Here is a 23325-nt window from a genome sequence, read left to right on the forward strand (position 1 = left end):
TACACTCTCCAGACGACTCGTCTATTGCCGCTTGGCCATGGCTTCGATAAAACGGTCGAACAGCGGCGCCACATCGGCGGGGCCTGGGCTCGCTTCGGGGTGACCCTGGAAGCTGAAAGCGTCCTTATCGGTCCGCTCGATACCTTGCAGAGAGCCGTCGAACAGCGACTTGTGGATCGCCCGCACATTACTCGGCAGGCTGGCTTCATCCACCGCAAAACCATGGTTCTGGCTGGTGATCATCACCACGCCGCTGTCCAGGTCCTGCACCGGGTGGTTGGCGCCATGGTGGCCATGGCCCATTTTCAGGGTCTTGGCGCCGGAGGCCAGGGCCAGCAACTGGTGGCCGAGGCAGATGCCGAATAGCGGGATTTCGGTGTCCAGTACGTCCTTGATCGCCTGGATCGCGTAGTCGCATGGCTCGGGGTCACCCGGGCCGTTGGACAGGAACACGCCATCGGGATTCAGCGCCAGCACGTCGCTCGCCGGGGTTTGCGCCGGCACCACGGTCAGGCGGCAGCCGCGCTCGACCAGCATGCGCAGGATGTTCCATTTAACGCCGTAATCGTAGGCCACCACGTGGTACTTCAGCTCACTGGCCGGGCGCTCCGGGTGGCTGTCGTCTTGCAGACGCCACACGCTGGAGCGCCACTCGTAAGGCTCGGTGCAACTGACCACCTTGGCCAGGTCCATGCCTTTGAGGCCAGGAAAGCTGCGCGCCAACTCCAGCGCCTTCTCTTCGGTGGCGTCGTCGCCGACCAGGATGCAGCCATTTTGCGAGCCTTTCTCACGCAGAATGCGGGTCAGGCGACGGGTATCGATGCCGGCGATGGCAACAGTGCCGTTTTCCTTCAGGTATTCATCCAGCGGCTGCTTGCTGCGCCAGTTGCTGGCAATCAACGGCAGGTCACGAATGATCAGGCCGGCTGCCCACACACGGTTCGACTCAGCATCTTCCGGGGTGATGCCGGTGTTGCCGATATGCGGATAGGTCAGGGTGACGATTTGTTGGGCATAGGAAGGATCGGTAAGGATTTCCTGATAGCCGGTCATGGCGGTGTTGAAAACCACCTCTCCAATAGTTTGGCCATCGGCACCGATGGCCTCGCCGCGAAAAATACTGCCATCAGCAAGAGCCAGGATGGCAGGTTTAAGGGCTGGCTTACTCAAGAAAACCTCCGAAAATCAAAGCTTGAAGCAAACGCAGATTGTAAAAAAGCGGGATGACGTATCGACCGTCACCCCGCTTTTTTATCTGATTCATTCTGCGTAACTTTTAGTGGACACACTAAAGCGGGAAGCTTACAGGAAAGTGCCTTTTTGGTCCACCGCAAGATGCAATCAAGCCCAGAGCAAACGTCTTCTTTCTGACAAGATGCTCAGTTGAGGCCCAATACATCCTGCATGTCATACAGCCCCGACTGTCGCCCCTGTAGCCACAATGCCGCACGCACGGCGCCCTTGGCGAAGGTCATGCGACTGGAGGCTTTGTGGGTAATTTCCACGCGCTCACCATCGGCGGCGAACAACACCGTGTGATCGCCGACCACATCGCCGGCACGCACGGTGGCGAAACCGATGGTTTCCCGGGCGCGCGCGCCGGTTTGCCCCTCGCGACCATACACGGCGACTTTTTGCAGGTCGCGCCCCAGCGCATTGGCCACCACTTCGCCCATGCGCAGCGCCGTGCCGGACGGCGCGTCGACCTTGTGCCGGTGATGGGCTTCGATGATCTCGATATCCACGTCATCGCCAAGCACCCGCGCGGCAGTGTCGAGCAATTTCAGGCACAGGTTGACGCCGACGCTGAAGTTGGCGGCAAACACAATCGGGATCTGCTTGCCAGCATCCGCCAGCAGCTGTTTTTCCTCCGGAGAGAAACCGGTGGTGCCGATGACCATGGCTTTGCCGGCCTGGCGACAGATTTCCAGGTTCTTCAAAGTCACCGACGGGTGGGTGAAATCGATCAGCACGTCGAACCGATCGAGCACCGCGCCCAGATCGCCCGACAAGCTGACACCGATTTTGCCCACGGCCGCCAACTCACCGGCATCGGCGCCGACCAGGCTACTGTCCGCGCGGTCGACGGCAGCGGACAAGCTCGCGCCCTCGGCCTGCTGCACCGCCTCGATCAGGGTTTTACCCATGCGCCCAGCGGCGCCCATCACTGCAATACGCTGCATAACCTCAGCTCCACGCTACTAGCCGCAAACCGGCGACAGCGCTACACACCTGCCGCCGACCTGCCGCCGATTACTTACAAATCGCCAAAGAAGCGCTTCACGCCTTCAAACCAGCCATTGGCCTTCGGCGAATGCGAGCTGTCGCCAGCCAACGACTGGCGGAATTCTTCGAGCAATTCACGCTGACGCTTATCCAGGTGCACCGGTGTTTCCACTGCTACCCGGCACATCAGGTCGCCAGCACCGCCGCCCCGCACGGGCGCCACGCCCTTGCCGCGCAGGCGGAACAGCTTGCCGGTCTGCGTGCCCTCGGGAATCTTCAACTTGACCCGACCATCCAGAGTCGGCACCTCCAGCTCGCCACCGAGCGCGGCATCGGCGAAGCTGATCGGCACCTCGCAATACAGGTGCTTGCCGTCGCGCTGGAAGATCGAGTGCTCGCGCACATTGACCACCACGTACAGGTCACCCGCCGGACCACCGTGAGCCCCCGCCTCGCCTTCGCCCGACAGGCGAATGCGGTCGCCGGTATCGACGCCAGCTGGCACTTTCACCGACAGGGTTTTGTGCTCTTCGACACGGCCGTGACCGTGGCAGGAGCCACAAGGATCGGTGATCATCTTGCCGCTGCCGTGGCAGCGCGGGCAGGTCTGCTGCACCGAGAAGAAGCCTTGCTGCATGCGCACCTGGCCGATACCACCACAAGTGGTACAGGTCACCGGCGTGGTGCCTTTCTTCGCACCGGAGCCATCGCACGGCTTGCAATTGACCAGGGTCGGCACACGGATGGTCACCGTGGTGCCACGCACCGCCTCTTCCAGGTCCAACTCCAGGGTGTAACGCAAGTCACTGCCACGCTGGGCACCGCCACGCTGACCACCACGCGCCCCACCGAAGAAATCACTGAACACATCGCCGAAAATATCGGAGAAGTTCGCCCCACCGAAGCCAGCACCACCGGCGCCGCCACCCATCTGCGGGTCGACACCGGCATGTCCGTACTGATCGTAGGCCGCACGCTTGCTGGTGTCGGACAACACTTCGTAGGCCTCATTGGCCTCTTTGAACATGTCTTCCGACGCTTTATCGTCGGGATTGCGGTCCGGGTGATGCTTCATCGCCAGGCGCCGGTAAGCCTTTTTCAGCTCCGCTTCGCTGGCACCGCGCTCGACACCCAGCACCTCGTAATAATCACGTTTAGCCATAAGTCTTCAACACCCTTAAATCGTCGCCTCCAGACACGCCAACGCGGGAGCAAGCTCCCGCGTGGCGGATCGTGCCGGCCGCGACTCGCGCCACAACCGGTTGGTACGCATAAGCTCGCGCTTACTTGTTTTCCTTGACCTCTTCGAACTCAGCGTCGACCGCGTCATCGGCGGAGCCTTTTGCCTCGCCTGCATCTTGCGGCGCAGCACCCGGCTGCGGCTGTTCGGCGTACATCTTTTGCGCCAACGGCGTGGTGGCCTCGGACAGTGCGCTCATCTTCGCCTCGATGGCCGCTTTGTCGTCGCCCTTCACCGCGACTTCCAGCTCACCCAGGGCTTTTTCGATGGCGGCTTTCTCGTCGGCAGTTGCCTTGTCGCCGGCTTCGGCGATCATTTTGCGGGTGGCGTGCACCAGTTGATCGCCCTGGTTGCGGGCGGTCGCCAGCTCTTCGAACTTGCGGTCTTCTTCGGCGTTGACCTCGGCATCGCGAACCATCTGCTGAATTTCTTCCTCAGACAGACCGGAGTTGGCCTTGATCACGATCGACTGCTGCTTGCCAGTCGCCTTGTCTTTCGCGCCGACGTGCAGGATGCCGTTGGCATCGATATCGAAGGTTACTTCGATCTGCGGTACGCCACGCGGAGCCGGTGGAATCTCGGCCAGGTCGAATTTGCCCAAGGACTTGTTACCGCTGGCTTGCTTGCGCTCGCCCTGCAGCACGTGAATGGTCACGGCGCCCTGGTTGTCGTCGGCAGTCGAGAACACTTGCGACTTCTTGGTCGGAATGGTGGTGTTCTTCTCGATCAGCGCGGTCATCACGCCGCCCATGGTTTCGATACCCAGGGTCAGCGGGCTGACGTCGAGCAGCAACACATCTTTCACATCGCCCGCCAGAACCGCGCCCTGGATAGCCGCGCCCATGGCCACGGCTTCGTCCGGGTTGACGTCTTTACGCGCTTCTTTGCCGAAGAACTCGGTCACCAGCTTCTGCACCAGCGGCATGCGGGTCTGGCCGCCGACCAGGATCACGTCGTTGATCGCGCCCACGTCGATACCGGCGTCTTTCAACGCGATACGGCACGGCTCGATGGTGCGCTGCACCAGGTCTTCGACCAGCGACTCCAGCTTGGCGCGGGAGATTTTCACGTTCAGGTGCTTGGGACCGGTGGCATCTGCGGTGATGTACGGCAGGTTGACGTCGGTCTGCTGGCTCGAGGACAGCTCGATCTTGGCTTTTTCAGCGGCTTCTTTCAGGCGCTGCATGGCCAGCGGGTCACCCTTGAGGTTCATGCCGCTTTCTTTCTTGAATTCGTCAACCAGGTAGTCGATCAGACGAATATCGAAGTCTTCACCGCCGAGGAACGTGTCGCCGTTGGTCGCCAACACTTCGAACTGGTGCTCGCCATCGACTTCGGCGATCTCGATCACCGACACGTCGAAGGTACCGCCACCCAGGTCATAGACGATCACGGTGTGGTCGCCCTTGGCCTTGTCCATACCGTAAGCCAGCGCGGCTGCGGTCGGCTCGTTGATGATGCGCTTGACGTCCAGACCGGCGATGCGACCGGCGTCCTTGGTGGCCTGACGCTGGCTGTCGTTGAAATACGCAGGAACCGTGATCACTGCTTCGGTCACTGGCTCGCCGAGGTAGTCTTCGGCGGTTTTCTTCATTTTTTTCAGGATTTCAGCGGAAATCTGCGGCGGCGCCATCTTCTGGCCGTTCACTTCGACCCAGGCATCGCCGTTGTCGGCTTTGACGATCTTGTACGGCACCATCTGGATGTCTTTCTGCACGACTTCTTCGTCGAAACGACGACCGATCAACCGCTTCACCGCGTACAGGGTGTTGTGCGGATTGGTCACAGCCTGACGCTTGGCCGACTGGCCAACCAGAATTTCACCGTCATTGGCATACGCGATGATCGACGGCGTGGTGCGCGCGCCTTCGGCGTTCTCGATGACCTTGACGTTGCCGTTTTCCAGAATGGAGACGCACGAGTTGGTGGTCCCCAGGTCGATACCGATAATCTTGCCCATCTTTACTCTCCCAAAACTTGGATATTCCCGCCGCTGTGATTTGTCAGCGGCGGTAGCACTAAAACGCTTGACTCATAAGTTGGGGCTGATCGCCGAATTTCAAGCCTGCTCATCGATGGATGGCGGTACTTCGCTTGGCGCCTTGCTGACCACCACCATTGCCGGACGCAACAAGCGACCGTTGAGCAGATAGCCCTTCTGGAACACCTTGAGCACGCTATTGGGCTCGACATGGGTGCTTTCCTGCAGGGCCATGGCTTGATGGTGCTCCGGGTTGAACGGCGCGCCATGCGGGTCGACGGCCTCCAACTGATAACGCTTGAGGGTGTCGTGGAACAACTTGAGGGTCAGCTCCATGCCCTCGCGTACCGCCCTGATCGCCTCGTCGTCCGGGCTCGATAGCTCCAGACCGCGCTCCAGGCTGTCGATGATCGGCAGCAGATCGCCAGCGAACTTCTCCAAGGCGAACTTGTGCGCCTTTTCAACATCCTGCTCGGCGCGACGACGCACGTTCTGCAAATCAGCCGCCACGCGCAAGGCCTGATCCTGAGCGGCAGCCAACTCTTCCTCGAGCACGTGGATGCGAGCGTCCACCTGATCGCTCGACTCCATTTCGGCACCAGGGGCCACATCGGGAAGCTGGTTATCGTGGGTCTGTTCGTCAGCCATGCGTTTCTCCTCTAAATATTCGACGCGAGCCTCAACTCACGTGTCTGCCGCCTATATGGGGACAAATTCTCGCGCTTCAAGGGTTACATGGCGAACAACCCAGCCGCCGCGGGATGCGCAGCCGAACCGACGGCAGAGCGAATTGGCCATAACCGAGGATTGTCAGCCCACAAATAAACACTGTATAAATAACCAGACTTCAGGCTTGGGAGGCCGCGCCATGCTGGTACACCTGTCCGTACACAACTACGCCATCGTTGAACACCTCGACCTTGAACTGGATGGCGGCATGAGCGTCATCAGCGGCGAAACCGGCGCCGGCAAATCGATCATGCTCGACGCGCTTGGCCTGACCCTCGGCGACCGCGCCGACAGCGGCGTGGTGCGCCCAGGCGCCGACAAGGCGGACATCCTCGCCAGCTTCGACCTCCGCGACATCCCGGAAGCCCGCGCCTGGCTGGCCGAACGCGATCTGGGCCATAACCAGGATCAGGACGGCCCGTGCATCCTGCGCCGGGTGATCACCGCCGAAGGCCGCTCGCGCGGCTACATCAACGGCTCGCCGTGCCCCCAGGGTGACCTCAAGGCCCTCGGCGAGCTGCTGATCGATATCCACAGCCAGCACGAACACCAATCGCTACTGAAAGCCGAGACCCACCGCCGCCTACTCGACGAATACGCCGGCAGCCAGGAGCTTGCACGCCAAGTGCAACTGGCGGCGCAGCGCTGGAAGCAAACCAAGAGCGAACTGCAGCGCCTGTCGAGCATCGGCGACGAGCAACGTGCCCGCCATCAACTGCTCAGTTACCAGCTGGAGGAACTGGATAACCTGGCCCTCGGCGAAAACGAACTGGCGCAATTGGAGCAGGAGCACAAGAACCTGACCAACGCCGAAAGCCTGCTCAGCGCCTGCCGCCTGGTCATCGAACAATGCAGCGAGAATGATGCCGGCAACGTACTGTCCGCACTGACCGGCAGCCTCAACCGCCTGGGCGCCTTTCAGGGACAACCGGGCGCCTTGAACGAGGCGATCAACCTGCTGGCCAGCGCGCAGATCCAGGTGGAAGAAGCCGTCGGCGAGCTGAACCGCTTTCTCGACCACTTCGATGCCGACCCAGAGCGCTTGCAGCAGATGGAAGAACGCCTGGACGCGATCTATACCCTGGCACGCAAACACCGCAGCCAGCCCAGCGAACTGACCGCCTTGCAGCAGCAGCTGTTCGAAGAACTGGAAAGCCTGAATGCCGACGACCAGGCCACCGAGCGCCTGGGCGAAGAACTGGCGGCCTACGCACGGCACTATCAGGAAAAAGCCGCCGAGCTGAGCGCCCTGCGCCATGGCGCCGCCAGTGCGCTGGCGAGCGCCGTCGAGCAGGAAATGCAACACCTGGGCATGCCAGGCGGCCGCTTCACCATCAAGCTCAGCACTAACCACAGTGCCGAACCGCACCCCAATGGCCTGGAGCAGTTGGAGTTCCTGGTCAGCGCCAACCCCGGACAACCGCTGAAAGCCCTGGCCAAGGTCGCTTCCGGCGGCGAACTCTCACGGATCAGCCTGGCCATCCAGGTCATCACCGCACAAACCTCGCGCGTGCCGACCCTGGTGTTCGACGAAGTCGACGTCGGCATTGGCGGCCCAACGGCCGAAGTGGTCGGTCAGCTGCTGCGCCGCCTGGGAGAACGCGGCCAGGTGCTGACCGTCACCCACCTGCCGCAAGTCGCCGCCCAGGGCCATCAGCACCTGTTCGTGCACAAGGTGCGCGACAGCGACGCCACGCGCACCGCGGTGAGCAAACTGGACAACGCACAGCGCGTCGAGGAAATCGCCCGCATGCTCGGCGGCGTCGATCTCACCGAGGAATCCCTGGCCCATGCGCGGCAGATGGTCAGCAGCGCTCAAGCGTAGGGCCGGCGGGCCGCCACACAGCAAAAAGGCGACCCGAAGGTCGCCTTTTTCATACACACGGGCTGCTTATTTCTTCTTGCGCACGTACAACACCAGGTTGTGATCGACCATCTCGAAACCGTGCTCGCGGACGATCTCTTTCTGACGTTTTTCGATCTCAGCATCGAAGAACTCGATCACCTCGCCCGAGTCGACACAAACCATATGGTCGTGGTGGCCGCCATCGGCTAATTCGAACACCGCATGACCGCCATCGAAATTGTGACGCACCACCAGGCCGGCGGCTTCGAACTGGGTCAGTACGCGGTACACCGTGGCCAGACCGACATCCTCGCCCGCCTCCATCAGTGCCTTGTAAACATCTTCTGCACTCATGTGACGCTGCTCGGCTGAGTCGAGCATCTGCAGAATTTTGACCCGTGGCAGGGTCACTTTCAGGCCAGCTTTGCGTAGTTCGCTATTTTCAACCATGGTCTGCTTTCTCGCGGAAGCGGCTTCGCAGCTTCCTTTATTGCGGGTATGATCCGGGTTTACGTTGCCCAGCCAAGATAGTGGAAGTCGCCCACCGATGCAAAAAACCAAACTCCTGCTGACCAGCCTCACCTTTATGGGGCTCATCGCACTCGCCGGTTGTTCATTCCCCGGGGTTTATAAAATCGACATTCAACAGGGCAATGTCGTCACGCAAGACATGATAGACCAGTTGCGTCCAGGAATGACCCGCAGCCAAGTGCGGTTTATCATGGGCAATCCGCTGCTGACCGACACCTTCCACGCTAACCGCTGGGACTACCTGTACAGCATCCAGCCGGGCGGCGGGCAACGCCTGCAAGAACGCGTCAGCGTGGTGTTCGACGGCAATGATCAACTGGCAGGTCTGGCCGGCGACTTCATGCCAGGCGTCAGCCGCGACCAGGAAATCCTCGGCGAAGACGGTGTCTCCGCACCGCAAACCCAGCAGCCACAAGCTGAAGACGAGCCACCGGCACCAGGCTCGCTGCTGGAGCAGATCCAACGCGAAGTGGATAACGTCGAAACCGTACCGGTACCGACGCCAGAACCACTGGAAACCACCCCGCAGTAACCTGTCGCAACACATACAGGTACAAAAAAGCCCGGATCGCTCCGGGCTTTTTCATGTGTGCGCATAAGCCGATCAAGCGTCGCCCTGATCGGCTTTGGCTTGCGCGGCTTTGGCCGCACGCTGTTTGCGCACCTCTTTCGGATCGGCAATCAGCGGCCGGTAGATTTCCACCCGCTCACCCTCTTCCAGCACCCGCTCTTCTGGCTTGGCCACGGCCTTGCCAAATATCCCCAGCGGACTCGTCGCCAGATCCAGGCCGGGGAAATGTGCGGCCATGCCCGATTGCTCGGCAGCCTGACGCACCGTCGTGCCATAGGGCAGGCTCAGACGCAGCAGCTTCTGCTTGTCCGCCAGGGCATAGGCCACCTCGACCACAATCGTTGGGTTATCCATGCAGTTGCTTCGCCCTTTGACAGAAGGCGTCCACCAAGGTGTTCGCCGCCTGATTGAACAGCGGCCCGAGCGTGGCCCGCACCAATGGTCCAGCGTAGTCGAAGGTCAGGTCCAGGCTGATCTTGCAGGCTTTTTCGCCCAGCGCCTTGAACACCCAACGGCCATGTAACTGGCTGAACGGTCCCTCCTCCAGATTCAACTCGATCGACTCCCCCGCCACCAGGGTATTGCGGGTGACGAAGCGCTGGCTCAGCCCGCCCTTGGCCACCGCCAGACTGGCGCGCATGTGCGTCTCGCTGGCCTCCAGCACTTCACTCGACGAGCACCAGGGCAGGAACTCCGGGTAGCGCGCGACATCGTTGACCAAGTCGAACAGCGCATGCGCCGGGTACGGCAACAGGGCCGAACGCTGGATATGGGTACTCATAAGGCAGCAACTTCGCACAAAAGGTGGAGGGCACTCATTTCATCAGCTCTGCGACAAACACAATCAATACACCAATCGGCGCAACCACGCGGATCAACCAATACACCACCCCGAACAACAGCGGGCTCTTCAGCGCCAACTCGTCGCGAACCGCCTCACGCTTGAGCACCCAGCCAGCGAATACGGCGAAAGCCAAGCCACCCAACGGTAGAAGAATCCGACTGGTGAGGTAGTCGATGCTGTCGAAGAAATTCCGGCCACCTTCGGCACCCCACTGGAACAGATGGAAACCGTCGTCGGCAAACACGAAGAACTTGGCCTCGGCAGCGATATTGAAGGACAACACCGTGCCCATGCCGACGATCCAGCACAGCAGCGCCAGTACGCTGGTGACCACGACACGGCTGCGCCGGGTGCGCTCGACCAGATACGCCACCGCCGGTTCGAGCATGGAGATCGACGAGGTCCAGGCGGCAATCAGCACCAGGATAAAGAACACCGTGCCCATGATCTGGCCGAAGGCGATATTGCCGAAGGCCACCGGCAAGGTGACAAACATCAACCCCGGCCCTGCGCCTGGCTCCATGCCGCCGGCAAAGACGATGGGAAATAACGCCAAACCAGCGGTCAACGCCACCAGCGTATCGAGAATACCGACGGTGAGAATGGTCCCGCCAATCGAGGCATTTTTCGGCATGTACGCGCCGTAGACCATGATCGAACCGACGCCGACGCTCAAGGTAAAGAAGGCATGGCCCATGGCGGCAAGCACGCCGTCGAGCAGCTTGTCCGGCTGAAAATCGAAAAGAAAATGAAAGCCCTGCATGAAATACCCGGTGGTCATGCTGTAGCCGAGCAGAATCAGCAACAACACGAACAGCAACGGCATCATGATGCGCAAACTACGCTCCAGGCCGGCAACCACGCCGCGGGCGATGACAAAACCGGTCAGCAGCATGAACAGCGTGTGCCACAGCGTCAGCCGCCACGGGTCGGCAGTCAATGCGCCGAACGCCGCACCGGCACCGTCGGCAGTCACGCCGCTGAACTGCCCGCGCCCCATGCCCAGGATGTAGTCCAGCGACCAGCCGGCCACCACGCTGTAGAACGACAGAATCAGCAGCGCGGCAATCATCCCCATCAGCGCCGCCCACGACCACTTCGGCGAGGCGCCGGACTCGATCGCCAGGGTCTTCAAAGTATTCACCGGGCTCTGCCGGCCACGGCGACCGATCAGGGTTTCGGCGAGCATGATCGGCAAACCGACCAGAAAGATGCACACCAGGTACATCATGACGAAGGCCCCGCCGCCGTACATGCCGGTCATGTAGGGAAACTTCCAGATGTTGCCGAGACCGACCGCCGAACCGGTGGCCGCCAGGATAAAGACCCAACGACTGGCCCATGCACCGTGGATGGAAACCTTGTCACTCGCCATGAATACGCCCGAGATGCGTGCAAAAGAGCGCGCATTGTCCGGGATTAGCCTAACGCTCTCAAGATCAGGCTGTCGCCAGCAGGCCGCCGACTCCCTATAATGCGCGCCCTATGGCTAAACAAAAGAAACACCCACAAGGCAGCATCGCCCAGAACAAAAAGGCGATGCACGACTATTTCGTCGAACACAAGTTCGAGGCGGGCCTGGTGCTGTCTGGCTGGGAAGTGAAGAGCCTGCGCGCCGGCAAGGCCCAGTTGGTCGACAGCTATGTACTGCTGAAGGACGACGAAGCCTGGCTGATGGGCTGTCACATCACGCCCCTGAAAACCGCCAGCACCCATGTGATCGCCGATCCGATCCGCACCCGCAAGCTGCTGCTGAACAAGCGCGAGCTGGAAAAACTGTTCGGCTCCGTGCAGCAGAAAGGCTACACCTGCGTAGCCCTGTCGATTTACTGGAAGCAGCATCTGGTCAAATGCGAAATCGCCTTGGCCAAGGGCAAGAAGGACTTCGACAAGCGCCACACCGAGAAAGAGCGCGATGCCGACCGCGAAGTGCAGCGCGCCATGCGCAGCAAAGGCAAAGACGACTGAGCCCGTGGCGCGGGGATTAACAACGCCGCGTAAACCGCCACCGCGCCTGCACCCATAAAGCCATGATGAACCGCGCCGATATGCGGCGCGCTCAACCCAACGCACTCAAGACTTGGCCACGCCACCACGGCGTTGCGCGCGCGCCATGCGCCGGGTCTCCTGCTGCACTTCGGCGAGCACTTCCTGCACGTAATCGATATGCCGGTTGGACAGCTCCCGCGCCTCTTCCGCCCGCCCTTCGATAATCGCCGCGTAGAGCGCGCGGTGCTGGTCGATCAGCATGTCGCGGGTCTCGCTGCGCTGGGCGTACATGCCACCGATATTGGTCACCACGTTGCGCTTGAGCAGGTCGAACAAGCCGCGAATGGTGTGCAGCAACACGGCGTTATGACTGGCTTCGGCGATAGCCAGGTGAAAACGGGCGTCGGCGGCCCCTTCTTCCAGGCGGGTGACCGTGCCGCTGCGGCCGTAACAGTCGAGCAACTCGCTGAAGGCTTCGCCCAGTCGCTGGCGATCGAGTTCGGTGGCACGCAGCGCAGCGTAATAGGCGCAGGAACCCTCCAGGGTGTGGCGGAATTCGAGCAGATCGCGCTGCGCCTCGGGGTTGCTTTCCAGCAAGTGCAACAGCGGATCGCTGAAGGTCGAGCCCAGCGATTCGGCGACATAGTTGCCGCCGCCCTGACGACTGACCAGCAACCCTTTGGCCGCCAACTTCTGGATTGCCTCACGCAGCGACGGCCGCGATACGCCAAAACGTTCGGCCAACAGCCGCTCGGCCGGCAAGCGCTCGCCGGCCTTCAGCGTGCCCTCGAGGATCATGGTTTCCAGCTGCGCGACGATATCGTCCGACAAACGGCGCTGGCGCACCTGACCTACTTCCATATCCCGCTCTCCACTGGTTTTACCACCTGCTCAGGCCCTTGCAGGCCCGTATCCGGCAAGCCTATAGCGGCCCTCCAAGGCACACAAGTCGGCTCCATGCGACCAAAGTCGTAGACCGCTCAATTGACAGCGACGCGAGCGCGCTTTTAACCTGAGCAGACTATTTTGTAAATTGGTAATACCAATTTAACGAGTTCCATAACAACAAGTCCAAACGCTCAACCGAGGTTTCCCCATGCTGGTTATGCCTGTCACGCTCGCTGCGCCGTTGTTTCTGCCCTGCACTTCGCGCCCTGCGCGCTGCTGAACGGAGTCGCCATCATGTCCTCCGGTCTGCTCGCCCTACTCGCCTTTTCGCCCATCCTGCTCGCCGCCATTCTGCTGATCGGCCTGCGCTGGCCGGCCAAACGTGCCATGCCTCTGGTCTACCTGCTCACCGCAGGGATCGGCCTGTACGCCTGGGACATGAGCCTCAACCGCGTCCTCGCCTCCACCGTACAAGGCCTGGTGATTACCGCCGGCGTGCTGTGGATCATCTTCGGCGCCATCCTGCTGCTGAACACCCTCAAGCACTCCGGCGGCATCACCGCGATCCGCGCCGGCTTCGCCACCATCAGCCCGGATCGGCGGATTCAGGCGATCATCATTGCCTGGCTGTTTGGCTGCTTTATCGAGGGCGCTTCCGGCTTCGGTACGCCAGCGGCCATCGCCGCGCCACTGCTGGTCGCCATCGGCTTCCCGGCGCTCGCCGCGGTGATGCTCGGCATGCTGGTGCAAAGCACGCCGGTGTCTTTCGGCGCGGTGGGCACGCCGATCATCATCGGCATCAACAGCGGCCTGGACACCGCCACGCTCGGCGCCCAACTGACCGCGCAAGGCTCCAGCTGGGAGATTTTCCTGCAGTTGATCACCAGCAATGTGGCGATCATCCATGCCCTCGTGGGCACGGCGATGCCGCTGATCATGGTGCTGATGTTGACGCGCTTCTTCGGTCGGGAAAAAAGCTGGAAAGCCGGCTTCGAAGTACTGCCGTTCGCGATCTTTTCCGGCCTGGCTTTCACCGTGCCCTACATGGCCACGGGGATTTTCCTCGGTCCGGAATTCCCCTCGCTGGCCGGTGGTTTGATCGGCCTGGCGATAGTCACCAGCGCTGCGCGCCTGGGCTTTCTGATACCCAAAACCACCTGGGACTTCGCCCCGGCCAAAGACTGGCCGAGCGAGTGGATCGGCAGCATCGAGATGAAGCTCGACGAACTCACGGCCAAGCCGATGAGCAGCCTGCGCGCCTGGTTGCCGTACGTGCTGGTCGGCGCCCTGCTGGTGATCAGCCGGGTCTTTCCGGAGGTCGGCAGCGCACTGAAATCGGTGGTGCTGGTATTCCCGGACATCCTTGGCGAAGCCGGGATCAAGGCCGACTTCATGCCGCTCTACTTGCCTGGCGGCATCCTGGTTGCCGTGGTGCTGGCGACCTTCTTCCTGCACGGCATGAAAGTGCGTGAGCTGGGCGCCGCACTGGGCGAGTCGACCAAGGTCTTGCTGGGCGCGGGCTTCGTCTTGCTGTTCACTGTGCCGATGGTACGTATTCTGATCAACTCGGGCGTCAACGCCGCCGACCTGCCCAGCATGCCGATCGCCATGGCGCGCTACGTGGCCGACAGCGTCGGTGGCGTCTACCCGCTGCTGGCCCCGAGCGTGGGTGCGCTGGGCGCCTTTATCGCCGGCTCGAACACCGTCAGCAACATGATGCTCAGCCAATTCCAGTACGGCGTGGCGCACAGCCTGGGGATTTCCGGCGCGTTGATCGTCGCCGTGCAGGCCATTGGTGCCGCCGCCGGCAACATGGTGGCGATTCACAACGTGGTGGCGGCATCAGCCACCGTGGGCCTGCTCGGCCGCGAGGGCACCACCCTGCGCAAAACCGTATGGCCTACCCTCTACTACGTGCTCTTTACGGGATTGATTGCCCTGGTAGCAATCTACGTACTGGGCGTCAGCGATCCGCTGGTGGTGCACTGACAGACACCGCGCCACGCACCCGCAGCATCGGGCGCGTGGAGCGCGAAGCAGCAAGCGTTCACGTTCATTACAACTAGAAGAAGCCGGAACACTGGGCGAGAACAGCCGCTCACTTGGCTCCCATTTTTCCTGAACCAGGATAAATCCAATGATCATTTCCTCTTCCACCGACTACCGCGCCGCCGCACAACGCAAGCTACCGCCATTTTTGTTTCACTATGCCGATGGCGGCGCCTATGCCGAGCACACGCTGCGGCGCAACGTCGAGGACCTGGCCGAGATCGCCCTGCGTCAGCGCGTCCTGAAGAACATGTCCGACCTGAGCCTGGAAACCCGCCTGTTCAACGAAACCCTGGCGATGCCGGTAGCCCTGGCACCCGTCGGCCTAACCGGCATGTTCGCGCGCCGCGGTGAAGTGCAGGCGGCCAAGGCGGCAGCGGCCAAAGGCATCCCCTTCACCCTGTCGACCGTATCGGTATGCCCGATCGAGGAAGTGGCCCCGGCCATCGACCGCCCGATGTGGTTTCAGCTCTACGTACTCAAAGATCGCGGCTTCATGAAGAACGCCCTGGAGCGTGCCAAGGCCGCCGGCGTGACCACCCTGGTGTTCACCGTGGACATGCCGGTGCCGGGCGCCCGCTACCGCGATGCCCACTCCGGCATGAGCGGCCCGAATGCCGCCGCGCGGCGCATGCTCCAGGCCGTGACCCACCCGGCCTGGGCCTTGGATGTCGGCCTGCTCGGCCGCCCGCACGACCTGGGCAATATCTCCGCCTACCGCGGTAACCCCACCGGACTGGCCGACTATATCGGTTGGCTGGGGACGAACTTCGACCCGTCGATCTCGTGGAAGGACCTGGAGTGGATTCGCGACTTCTGGCAGGGGCCGATGGTGATCAAGGGCATCCTCGACCCAGAGGATGCCAAGGACGCGGTGACGTTCGGCGCCGATGGCATCGTCGTTTCCAACCACGGCGGCCGCCAGCTCGACGGCGTGCTGTCCAGTGCACGGGCAATGCCGGCCATCGCCGATGCGGTCAAGGGCGACCTGGCGATCCTCGCGGACTCGGGCATTCGCTCCGGTCTCGACGTGGTGCGCATGCTCGCCCTCGGCGCCGACACGGTGATGCTCGGACGCGCCTTCATCTACGCCCTGGCCGCTGCCGGTGGCGCTGGCGTGAGCAACCTGCTGGAGCTGATCGAAAAAGAAATGCGCGTGGCCATGGTGTTGACGGGCGCCAAGTCCGTGCACGACATCAGCGCCGACTCGCTGGTCCGCGAACTGGGCCGCTGAGCCCGGCGCCACCGCCACGTGAGGTCGGCTTGCGCGACACATATCGCAGATCAAGCCGCGCCCCCAACACGCCGAGCAGGCCGCTCAAACGGCCCCCGTAACCGATGCACTCTGGAGCACGCATGAGCCTGCCCGCTGCCTTTCTCACCGCCGTGCACCACCTGATCCCACGCGAGCGCCGCTTCGACGACCCACTGTCGACTTTGGCCTTCGGCACCGACGCCAGCTTCTACCGCCTGATTCCCAAGCTGGTGGTGCGCGTGGAGAGCGAAGAGGAAGTGGTCGCGCTGCTCAAGCTGGCCAGTGCCGAACAGGTGCCGGTAACGTTCCGCGCTGCCGGCACCAGTCTGTCCGGTCAAGCGCTCAGCGACTCGCTGCTGATCGTCCTCGGCGACAACTGGAACGACCGCGAAATTCGCCGCAACGGTGAGCAAATCCGCCTGCAACCCGGAGTCATCGGCGCCCAGGCGAATGTCCTGCTGGCCCCCTTCCAACGCAAGATCGGCCCTGACCCAGCGTCGATCAACGCCTGCAAGATCGGCGGTATCGTCGCCAACAACGCCAGCGGCATGTGCTGCGGCACCGCGCAAAACAGCTACCACACCCTGGCCGGCATGCGCCTGGTGCTGGCCGACGGCACGGTGCTGGACAGCGAAGACCCGCAGAGCGTGGCACGCTTCTGCGCCAGCCATGCCGACCTACTCGAACAACTGGCCGAGCTGGGCCGCACAACCCGCGGCAACCGCGAACTGGCGGCGCGGATTCGTCACAAATACCGGCTGAAAAACACCACCGGGCTGTCGCTCAACGCCCTGGTCGACTTCGACCAGCCGCTGGATATCCTCAGCCACCTGATGGTCGGTTCCGAGGGCACCCTGGGCTTCATCAGCGCGGTGACCTACAACACCGTGCCCGATCACCCACACAAGGCCAGCGCGCTGGTGGTCTTTCCCGATGTGGAAAACTGCTGCCGCGCGGTCACCGTGCTCAAACAGCAAGCAGTCTCAGCGGTCGAGTTGCTGGACCGCCGCAGCCTGCGCTCGGTGGAGCACAAAGCGGGCATGCCGGCATGGGTGAAACACCTGTCGAACGGCGCCTGCGCGTTACTGATCGAATCGCGCGCCGCCAGCCAGAGCCTGCTGCACGAGCAACTGAGCCAGGTCATGGCTGCCCTCGCCGACTTCCCGGTAGAGAAACAGGTCGATTTCAGCGCAGACCCGGCGGTCTACAACCAGCTGTGGAAGATGCGCAAAGACACCTTTCCGGCGGTCGGCGCGGTACGCCAGACCGGCACCACGGTGATCATCGAAGACGTCACCTTCCCGATCGAGCAGCTCGCCGAAGGCGTCAATCGCCTGCTCGCGCTGTTCGACAAGCATCACTACGACGAAGCGATCATTTTCGGCCACGCCCTGGAAGGCAATCTGCACTTCGTCTTCACTCAGGCCTTCGAAACACCGGCACAAATCGCCCGTTACTCCGCGTTTATGGACGAGGTGACGCAGTTGGTGGCCGTGGAGTTCGGCGGTTCGCTGAAAGCCGAGCACGGCACCGGACGCAACATGGCGCCCTTCGTCGAACTGGAATGGGGCGCGGATGCCTATCGGCTGATGTGGCAACTCAAGCGCTTGCTCGACCCCCAGGGCATCCTCAACCCGGACGTGGTGTTGTCGGACGACCCGCAGATTCACCTGAAGCACCTCAAGCCCTTGCCGGCCGCCGACGCGATCGTCGATACGTGCATCGAATGCGGCTTCTGCGAGCCCGTCTGCCCATCCAAGGAGCTGACCCTCAGCCCACGTCAGCGCATCGTCATCTGGCGCGATATTCAGGCGCGAAAACGCCGGGGCGAAAACACCCACGAGCTGGAACGCGATTTTCAGTACCAGGGCATCGATACCTGCGCCGCGACCGGTCTGTGCGCGCAACGCTGTCCGGTGGGCATCAATACCGGCGACCTGGTGCGCAAGCTGCGCGCGCGCAGCGCCGCTAACCCGCGCAGCGCCGACTGGCTGGCCAGCCACTTCCAGCGCGCCATGCAGGGCACACGCTTGCTCCTGCATGTGGCCAATGGCGCGCGCATGAGCCTCGGCGCGCCGCTGCTCAAGCGCGGCTCAGCGGCTCTGAGCAGAGCCAGCAATGGCCGCGTACCGCAGTGGACACCTGCCGTCCCGCAACCGCTGCATCGGCTGGTGTTGCCCGAGGCCACGACCGACGCGCGCCCGCGGGTGGTGTATCTGGCGGCTTGCGTTTCGCGTGTCATGGGCCCCGCCGCCAGCGACCGCGAACAAATGCCGCTGCTCGACAAAACCCGTGCTCTGCTGGAAAAGGCCGGCTATCAAGTGGTGTTCCCGGCCGGCCTCGACAATTTGTGCTGCGGCCAGCCGTTTGCCTCCAAGGGCTATGCCGAACAGGCCGAGCGCAAGAAGCAGGAACTGCTCGACGCCCTGCTCAAAGCCAGCCGTGGCGGCCTCGATCCGATCTACTGCGACACCAGCCCATGCACCCTGCGCCTGCTACAGGACGGCCTCGATCAGCGCCTGCAGCTGCACGATCCGGTGAAGTTCATTCGCGAACACCTGCTCGATAGGCTGGAATTGCAGCCGCAAGAGGCGCCGGTAGCGGTGCACGTCACCTGTAGCACCCAGCACCTGGGCGAAGCGCAAGGGCTGATCGAGATCGTGCGGCGCTGCACCAGCCACGTGGTAATTCCGGAAGGCATTCACTGCTGCGGCTTTGCCGGCGACAAAGGCTTCACCACCCCGGAGCTGAATGCCCACGCGCTACGCGACCTGAAAGACGCGGTGCAGAGCTGCGCGGAAGGCATCTCCACCAGCCGCACCTGCGAAATCGGCCTCAGCCAGCACGCCGGCATCGACTACCACGGCCTGGTGTATCTGCTCGATCGGGTGTCGCGGGCAAAATCGCCATAGCCTTTGGTCTGTGCAACCCGCCAGAGCCCAAGGCTACCTCGGCAAACCCCTGGCGCTTGAGGCGCAAGGCGAGAGTGACTGAGCAACCATGCCTCAGCCGCTCATCGCCTTTTCACCTTTTTAGAGCAACTCTCCTACAGTAAAAGCTCACCCCTAAGATGGAGAGACACCATGCGCCGCCTTGTCGTTTTCCTGACCGCCGCGCTACTCAGCACATCGCTCTGGGCCATGCATTGCCCGGCCGACATGGCAAAAATCGACGCCCTGTTGAAAAGCGATCCACCCAGCGACCCCGCCGTACTGGCGCAAGTGCAAAAACTCCGCGCCGAAGGCGAGGAGCTGCATAAGGCCGGCAGCCACAGCGAGTCCGTGCAAGTGCTGGGCGAAGCCCTGCAACTGCTCGAAGCCAGCGAATAAATCCGCGCGCCCGTGCGGCCTAAAGGCCCTGACCCAACAAGGTCAGGGCCAACCGCCGTACCTGAGCCAGATCAATGGGTTTGGCCAAACAGGCTTGCGCACCGCGACGGCGGGCCTCGGTAAACACCACCTCATCGGCCGCCGCGCTGATCACCAACACCGGCACCGCGCGCAAGCGCGAATCGCTACGCATGGCATCCAGCACCTGCAAACCGTCACCGTCCGGCAAGTCCAGGTCGAGCAACAACAAGGTCGGCGTGCAATTGGCCAGTTCCGCGAGGGCGCGCTGCACCGAGCCGACGCCGCGCACGTGGGCAAACTCGCGTAACGCCTCCTGCACCACTTTCAAACAAGCCGGATGATCTTCGACGCATAACACATCGGCTAGCTGCTTGGGCTCCGCCACCTCGACCAAGGGCGCACTGCTCGCGCTCGACTCAGGCGGCGCGGCGCTCGGCAAATCGATCCAGAAGCGGCTACCGCTGCCCGCGACACTGCGAAAGCCCATCTCACCGCCCATCAAACTGGCTAGCTCGCGGCACAGCACCAGACCGATGCCCGTGCCGGGGATGCTGGAGTTCTCGCGCCCCAGACGCTGGAACGGCTGGAACAGCTGGCTCTGCTGCTCGCTGGTCAACCCCGGACCATTGTCCTCGACCCACAGCCGTACACAATCCGAGCGCACCTCATAGCCAATGCTGATCAGGCCCTGTGGGCTGTTGTACTTGATCGCATTGGACAGCAGGTTGAGCATCACCTGGCGCAACCGGCGCGCGTCCGCCTGTACATACAGCGCCGCATCGGCCGCCGCCATTACCTGCAACTGCAAGCGCCGCTGCTGCACTTCCGGCTGGACCAGCTCGGCGCAGCCATTGAGCAACGCGCTGATCTCCACCGCCTGCAATTGCAACTGCTGACGCCGGCTTTCGATGCTCGATAAATCGAGAATGTCATCGACCAAAGACGTCAGGTGGCGGCTGGCATTAACGATCTCACGCGCGTAGTCGGCTTCCTGCTGGGCATCGGCTTTCTCTTGCGCCTCCATCTCGATCAACTGACCAAACCCATAAATCGCATTCAGCGGCGTGCGCAGTTCATGGCTCATGCTCGACAGGAATCGGCTCTTGGCCTGGCTGGCGGCCTGGGCTTCGAGGCTCGCGCTGCGCAACTCTTCCTGCACCCGCTTGAGCCGGGTGATGTCGACATGGGTGCCGGCAATACGTAAGGCACGGCCTTCACTGTCGCGTTCCAGCACCTTGCCGCGGCTGAGCAACCAAGCGTACTCACCACGCGCATCGGCGTAGCGGTATTCACCCTCGAACTGATCCTCGCCACTGCTGGCGAACAGCTGGCGCAGGTGACGGATACGCTCCAGATCGTTGGGGTGCACGCGCAGGTTGAACTCGCTAAAACTCATGCGCTCGGAGGTCAGCCCGAAACGTTTGACGAAGCGCCCACTGAGCTTGATGGTCATGCTCGGCGTATCCACTTCCCAGAGGCTTTCGGTGGTGCTTTCCAGTACCAGTTGCAGGATGCGCTGCGCTTCGTGGCGCTCGATCTCGCTGGCTTGCAACTGCTCGCCCGTCTGCTGCACCGCTTGCGCCATGAACGTCAGTTCCTCGATCTGACTCGGCGGCGCGCTGGGGTGGAAATCGCCCTGGCCAAGCCGGCGCATCATCCCGACAATCCCAGCAATCGGCTGTGCCAACTGATCGCTCAAGCGCCGCGAACGCACCCACATCCAGGCGAAAAACAGCAGGTAGAACAGTACCAGGCCAGCAATCAACAGATAGCCGATCTGCAAATAGCGCTCGGCCAGGCGATTGGTTTCGCGGAAGACATTGTTCTCGTCCACCACCAGCAGCAGGCGCCAACCGGTTTGCGGAATCTCACTCCAGGCCACCAGTTGCTTGCGCCCGCCGAGCAACACCTCCTGCACATTGCCTTGCCCGGACGACATCGCCGCCAACAGCGGCTGCATATCGGCGCGCTTGCTCAAGCTGAAGTCTTCCGGCTTGAGTACCTCACGGCGCACCGCCTCGGCATAGGAATATTCAGTCAACTCGCGCAGGCCAAAGTCCTGTTCGCCGGCCTGTGGCAACGCCATGATGTTTTGATCGCGGCTGACCAGCAGCGCATAGCCCTGCCAAGGCACATCCAGCTCACCGATTTCACTGAGTATCTGCCCGACGGTGATGTCCTGGCCGACCACCCCCTCAAGGAAGTCTCCACGGTACACCGGGGCCACCGCCGACATCATCCAACCCTGGCCCGCCGGGTCAAGGTAGACATCGGTCCACACCACCTTGCGCGTGGGATTGTGCTTGGCGTCGGCGAGGTAATAGAAGTTGTAATCGGGTATCACCATGTCATGGGGATACTGCTCGGGCGTCATGAAAAACGGGTAAATACGGTTGTAACTGTCCCAACTGTTGAAATACAGCGCCGCCACCAAGGGATTGGCGGCGCTGATCGAGCGCATCAGCGGATCGAGTTGCGACAGGCGCAAGGCCTTCGCATGATCCTGCTGGGCAGGCGGCGTACTGTTGGCGTAGAACGACGCCGCGCGACCGTCGTCGCTGCGGCTGTAAAACACCCCATCCGCGCTCATGACATGCCGCTGCCGCTCCAGATCGTCCGGCTGAAAGCCCGTATTGCTCAAGGCCCGACCCGCCTCATCACGGAAGATCTGCACCTGCGCTTCGACCGAACGCAGGCGACTGTCGATCACCTGCCCTTCGCGCGCCACCGCCGCGGACAAATCCGCCAGCGCGCTTTGCTGCAAATGGCCGATCTGCGCATCGCGAATCGCCGCATTGCTCAGCAGATACACCGTGATCAGCACCGACTCCACCAGAATCAGCGGAATCAAGGCACTCTGTACGAAGGCGCGCCAGATCCACTGACGCAAGGGGTAACGTGACGCGCGCGGCGGCATAGATAAGGTCTCATCCCAAAGACATAACAGCCCAGACTCGCAATCATAGCTGCACTCAGCCCGCAGCGTCCGCTCAGAGATTGCCGGGTCGACGCTGTGGAACCTTTGCCGTACACTTCGCATCGAAGCTACACGCAACAAAAGTTTTGGGGCCGATTAGGATTCGACGCCGGTAGCAAAACTCGAGGGGCATGCCGAGTTGGTAACAGAACTCGTAAATAAACTGTTGCAAAACTCTATAATTGCCAATGATGACAATTACGGTGCCCAACTAGCTGCGTAAGCAGCCTAGTCGCACTTCTGGTAGCTTCGGCTCCAGCAATCATTAGGGGATGTCTGTAAACCCGAAATGATTGTCATATAGAACAGAATCGTCGCCTAGTACGTTGTGGACGAAGCGACTAAAACTTACACAACTCGCCCAAAGCACCCTGCCCGTCGGGCGGCCAAGGGTTAACTCAGTAGACACGGCTAAGCATGTAGAACCAACAGCGGAGAACTGGCGGACGGGGGTTCAAATCCCCCCGGCTCCACCAAATAAGCCCCTGATTTTCCTAGAGAAAGTCAGGGGTTTTTCTTTGGGTGTCGATAAATAGTCGATACCGCTTCCCGTAGAAGCATCCGATCAAGCTATGCTGGCACTTCAATAGCCAATCCAGATCGGAGCAGATAATCATGGAACGATATAAAGACCTAGATGGGGATTCGGGCGTTGTCGCGTTCGAAATCGGTGAAGGGTCAATCACCGTTCAGTTCAGCACCGGCATGAAGTACCTGTACACAGTAAAGAGCGCAGGGGCTGCAGCCATAGCAGATATGCAGCGTCTAGCCCAAATTGGTGATGGGCTGAACAGCTACATAAAACGGTTAGCCAACAAAGCCTATGAGTCAAAATGGCGTTGAGGATTA

General features: G+C 61.7%; 19 protein-coding genes and 1 other RNA gene. 9 read left to right on the forward strand and 11 right to left on the reverse strand.

Features of this window, described 5'->3' with window-relative positions; all coding sequences use genetic code 11:
- Positions 1-21: 21 nt before the first annotated feature.
- The 5 genes from carA to grpE all read right to left on the reverse strand — a co-directional run bounded on the left by carA (position 22) and on the right by grpE (position 6095).
- Positions 22-1170, reverse strand: coding sequence for a glutamine-hydrolyzing carbamoyl-phosphate synthase small subunit (carA, locus tag B3M58_RS17775; RefSeq protein WP_296221110.1), 1149 nt, complete (start codon positions 1168-1170; stop codon positions 22-24).
- Positions 1171-1379: 209 nt separating this feature from the next.
- Complete coding sequence (gene dapB / locus B3M58_RS17780; RefSeq protein WP_296221111.1) at positions 1380-2183, reverse strand: 4-hydroxy-tetrahydrodipicolinate reductase; 804 nt, start codon at positions 2181-2183, stop codon at positions 1380-1382.
- Between the two features lie 74 nt (positions 2184-2257).
- Positions 2258-3388, reverse strand: coding sequence for a molecular chaperone DnaJ (gene dnaJ / locus B3M58_RS17785; RefSeq protein WP_296221113.1), 1131 nt, complete (start codon positions 3386-3388; stop codon positions 2258-2260).
- A 121-nt stretch (positions 3389-3509) separates the two neighbouring features.
- Entirely contained in the window at positions 3510-5426 is a 1917-nt protein-coding gene (gene dnaK, locus B3M58_RS17790) for a molecular chaperone DnaK (RefSeq protein ID WP_296221114.1), read from the reverse strand.
- Positions 5427-5525: 99 nt separating this feature from the next.
- Positions 5526-6095, reverse strand: a complete 570-nt coding sequence (grpE, locus tag B3M58_RS17795) for a nucleotide exchange factor GrpE (RefSeq protein ID WP_296221115.1) — start codon at positions 6093-6095, stop codon at positions 5526-5528.
- 220 nt (positions 6096-6315) lie between these two features.
- Between grpE and recN the strand changes: the two genes are divergently transcribed.
- Positions 6316-8001: a DNA repair protein RecN gene (recN, locus tag B3M58_RS17800; RefSeq protein ID WP_296221116.1), complete on the forward strand. Its 1686-nt coding sequence runs from the start codon at positions 6316-6318 to the stop codon at positions 7999-8001.
- Positions 8002-8067: 66 nt separating this feature from the next.
- Here recN and fur read toward each other — a convergent pair whose 3' ends face one another.
- Positions 8068-8472 (reverse strand): ferric iron uptake transcriptional regulator, encoded by a 405-nt coding sequence (gene fur / locus B3M58_RS17805; protein ID WP_296221117.1) that lies wholly within the window; start codon positions 8470-8472, stop codon positions 8068-8070.
- Positions 8473-8569: 97 nt separating this feature from the next.
- Between fur and B3M58_RS17810 the strand changes: the two genes are divergently transcribed.
- Positions 8570-9085: an outer membrane protein assembly factor BamE gene (locus tag B3M58_RS17810; protein WP_296221118.1), complete on the forward strand. Its 516-nt coding sequence runs from the start codon at positions 8570-8572 to the stop codon at positions 9083-9085.
- Positions 9086-9157: 72 nt separating this feature from the next.
- Here the strand turns inward: B3M58_RS17810 and B3M58_RS17815 are convergent, their stop codons facing one another.
- Genes B3M58_RS17815 through B3M58_RS17825 form a run of 3 tightly spaced genes read right to left on the reverse strand, consistent with a single transcriptional unit; the run spans position 9158 to position 11343 of the window.
- Positions 9158-9478 (reverse strand): RnfH family protein, encoded by a 321-nt coding sequence (locus tag B3M58_RS17815; RefSeq protein WP_296221120.1) that lies wholly within the window; start codon positions 9476-9478, stop codon positions 9158-9160.
- Positions 9471-9905: a type II toxin-antitoxin system RatA family toxin gene (locus B3M58_RS17820; protein ID WP_296221122.1), complete on the reverse strand. Its 435-nt coding sequence runs from the start codon at positions 9903-9905 to the stop codon at positions 9471-9473. The genes B3M58_RS17815 and B3M58_RS17820 overlap by 8 nt, the downstream gene beginning before the upstream one ends.
- Positions 9906-9939: 34 nt before the next feature.
- The gene (locus B3M58_RS17825; protein WP_296221124.1) at positions 9940-11343 is read right to left on the reverse strand and encodes a sodium-dependent transporter; all 1404 of its coding nucleotides are present in this window, start codon (positions 11341-11343) and stop codon (positions 9940-9942) included.
- 110 nt (positions 11344-11453) lie between these two features.
- On the opposite strand from B3M58_RS17825, the gene smpB reads away from it, so the two are divergent.
- Positions 11454-11936, forward strand: coding sequence for an SsrA-binding protein SmpB (gene smpB, locus B3M58_RS17830; RefSeq protein ID WP_296221126.1), 483 nt, complete (start codon positions 11454-11456; stop codon positions 11934-11936).
- Between the two features lie 105 nt (positions 11937-12041).
- On the opposite strand, the gene B3M58_RS17835 is transcribed toward smpB, so the two are convergent.
- Positions 12042-12818 (reverse strand): FCD domain-containing protein, encoded by a 777-nt coding sequence (locus B3M58_RS17835; protein ID WP_296221127.1) that lies wholly within the window; start codon positions 12816-12818, stop codon positions 12042-12044.
- Between the two features lie 321 nt (positions 12819-13139).
- Between B3M58_RS17835 and B3M58_RS17840 the strand changes: the two genes are divergently transcribed.
- From B3M58_RS17840 to B3M58_RS17855, 4 genes are all read left to right on the forward strand, one after another.
- Positions 13140-14834, forward strand: coding sequence for an L-lactate permease (locus B3M58_RS17840; RefSeq protein ID WP_296221128.1), 1695 nt, complete (start codon positions 13140-13142; stop codon positions 14832-14834).
- Between the two features lie 148 nt (positions 14835-14982).
- The gene (gene lldD, locus B3M58_RS17845; RefSeq protein ID WP_296221130.1) at positions 14983-16128 is read left to right on the forward strand and encodes an FMN-dependent L-lactate dehydrogenase LldD; all 1146 of its coding nucleotides are present in this window, start codon (positions 14983-14985) and stop codon (positions 16126-16128) included.
- A gap of 122 nt (positions 16129-16250) precedes the next feature.
- Positions 16251-19061, forward strand: a complete 2811-nt coding sequence (locus tag B3M58_RS17850; protein ID WP_296221132.1) for an FAD-binding and (Fe-S)-binding domain-containing protein — start codon at positions 16251-16253, stop codon at positions 19059-19061.
- Between the two features lie 171 nt (positions 19062-19232).
- Complete coding sequence (locus B3M58_RS17855; RefSeq protein WP_296221134.1) at positions 19233-19478, forward strand: hypothetical protein; 246 nt, start codon at positions 19233-19235, stop codon at positions 19476-19478.
- 19 nt (positions 19479-19497) lie between these two features.
- On the opposite strand, the gene B3M58_RS17860 is transcribed toward B3M58_RS17855, so the two are convergent.
- A complete protein-coding gene (locus B3M58_RS17860; protein ID WP_296221136.1) occupies positions 19498-22416 on the reverse strand; it encodes an ATP-binding protein in 2919 nt (972 codons plus the stop codon).
- A gap of 148 nt (positions 22417-22564) precedes the next feature.
- Between B3M58_RS17860 and ssrA the strand changes: the two genes are divergently transcribed.
- Positions 22565-22952, forward strand: a transfer-messenger RNA (tmRNA) gene (gene ssrA, locus B3M58_RS17865).
- Between the two features lie 139 nt (positions 22953-23091).
- Entirely contained in the window at positions 23092-23319 is a 228-nt protein-coding gene (locus B3M58_RS17870; protein ID WP_296221137.1) for a hypothetical protein, read from the forward strand.
- Positions 23320-23325 lie beyond the last annotated feature (6 nt).

Source organism: Pseudomonas sp. UBA2684, assembly GCA_002354655.1.
Lineage (GTDB): Bacteria > Pseudomonadota > Gammaproteobacteria > Pseudomonadales > Pseudomonadaceae > Aquipseudomonas.

Excerpts from the sequence above, each read along its gene's own strand:
- dapB (WP_296221111.1), bottom strand. The coding sequence starts at position 2,183 with ATGCAGCGTATTGCAGTGATGGGCGCCGCTGGGCGCATGGGTAAAACC.
- dnaJ (WP_296221113.1), bottom strand. The coding sequence starts at position 3,388 with ATGGCTAAACGTGATTATTACGAGGTGCTGGGTGTCGAGCGCGGTGCC.
- dnaK (WP_296221114.1), bottom strand. The coding sequence starts at position 5,426 with ATGGGCAAGATTATCGGTATCGACCTGGGGACCACCAACTCGTGCGTC.
- grpE (WP_296221115.1), bottom strand. The coding sequence starts at position 6,095 with ATGGCTGACGAACAGACCCACGATAACCAGCTTCCCGATGTGGCCCCT.
- recN (WP_296221116.1), top strand. The coding sequence starts at position 6,316 with ATGCTGGTACACCTGTCCGTACACAACTACGCCATCGTTGAACACCTC.
- fur (WP_296221117.1), bottom strand. The coding sequence starts at position 8,472 with ATGGTTGAAAATAGCGAACTACGCAAAGCTGGCCTGAAAGTGACCCTG.
- B3M58_RS17810 (WP_296221118.1), top strand. The coding sequence starts at position 8,570 with ATGCAAAAAACCAAACTCCTGCTGACCAGCCTCACCTTTATGGGGCTC.
- B3M58_RS17815 (WP_296221120.1), bottom strand. The coding sequence starts at position 9,478 with ATGGATAACCCAACGATTGTGGTCGAGGTGGCCTATGCCCTGGCGGAC.
- B3M58_RS17820 (WP_296221122.1), bottom strand. The coding sequence starts at position 9,905 with ATGAGTACCCATATCCAGCGTTCGGCCCTGTTGCCGTACCCGGCGCAT.
- B3M58_RS17825 (WP_296221124.1), bottom strand. The coding sequence starts at position 11,343 with ATGGCGAGTGACAAGGTTTCCATCCACGGTGCATGGGCCAGTCGTTGG.
- smpB (WP_296221126.1), top strand. The coding sequence starts at position 11,454 with ATGGCTAAACAAAAGAAACACCCACAAGGCAGCATCGCCCAGAACAAA.
- B3M58_RS17835 (WP_296221127.1), bottom strand. The coding sequence starts at position 12,818 with ATGGAAGTAGGTCAGGTGCGCCAGCGCCGTTTGTCGGACGATATCGTC.
- B3M58_RS17840 (WP_296221128.1), top strand. The coding sequence starts at position 13,140 with ATGTCCTCCGGTCTGCTCGCCCTACTCGCCTTTTCGCCCATCCTGCTC.
- lldD (WP_296221130.1), top strand. The coding sequence starts at position 14,983 with ATGATCATTTCCTCTTCCACCGACTACCGCGCCGCCGCACAACGCAAG.
- B3M58_RS17850 (WP_296221132.1), top strand. The coding sequence starts at position 16,251 with ATGAGCCTGCCCGCTGCCTTTCTCACCGCCGTGCACCACCTGATCCCA.
- B3M58_RS17855 (WP_296221134.1), top strand. The coding sequence starts at position 19,233 with ATGCGCCGCCTTGTCGTTTTCCTGACCGCCGCGCTACTCAGCACATCG.
- B3M58_RS17860 (WP_296221136.1), bottom strand. The coding sequence starts at position 22,416 with ATGCCGCCGCGCGCGTCACGTTACCCCTTGCGTCAGTGGATCTGGCGC.
- B3M58_RS17870 (WP_296221137.1), top strand. The coding sequence starts at position 23,092 with ATGGAACGATATAAAGACCTAGATGGGGATTCGGGCGTTGTCGCGTTC.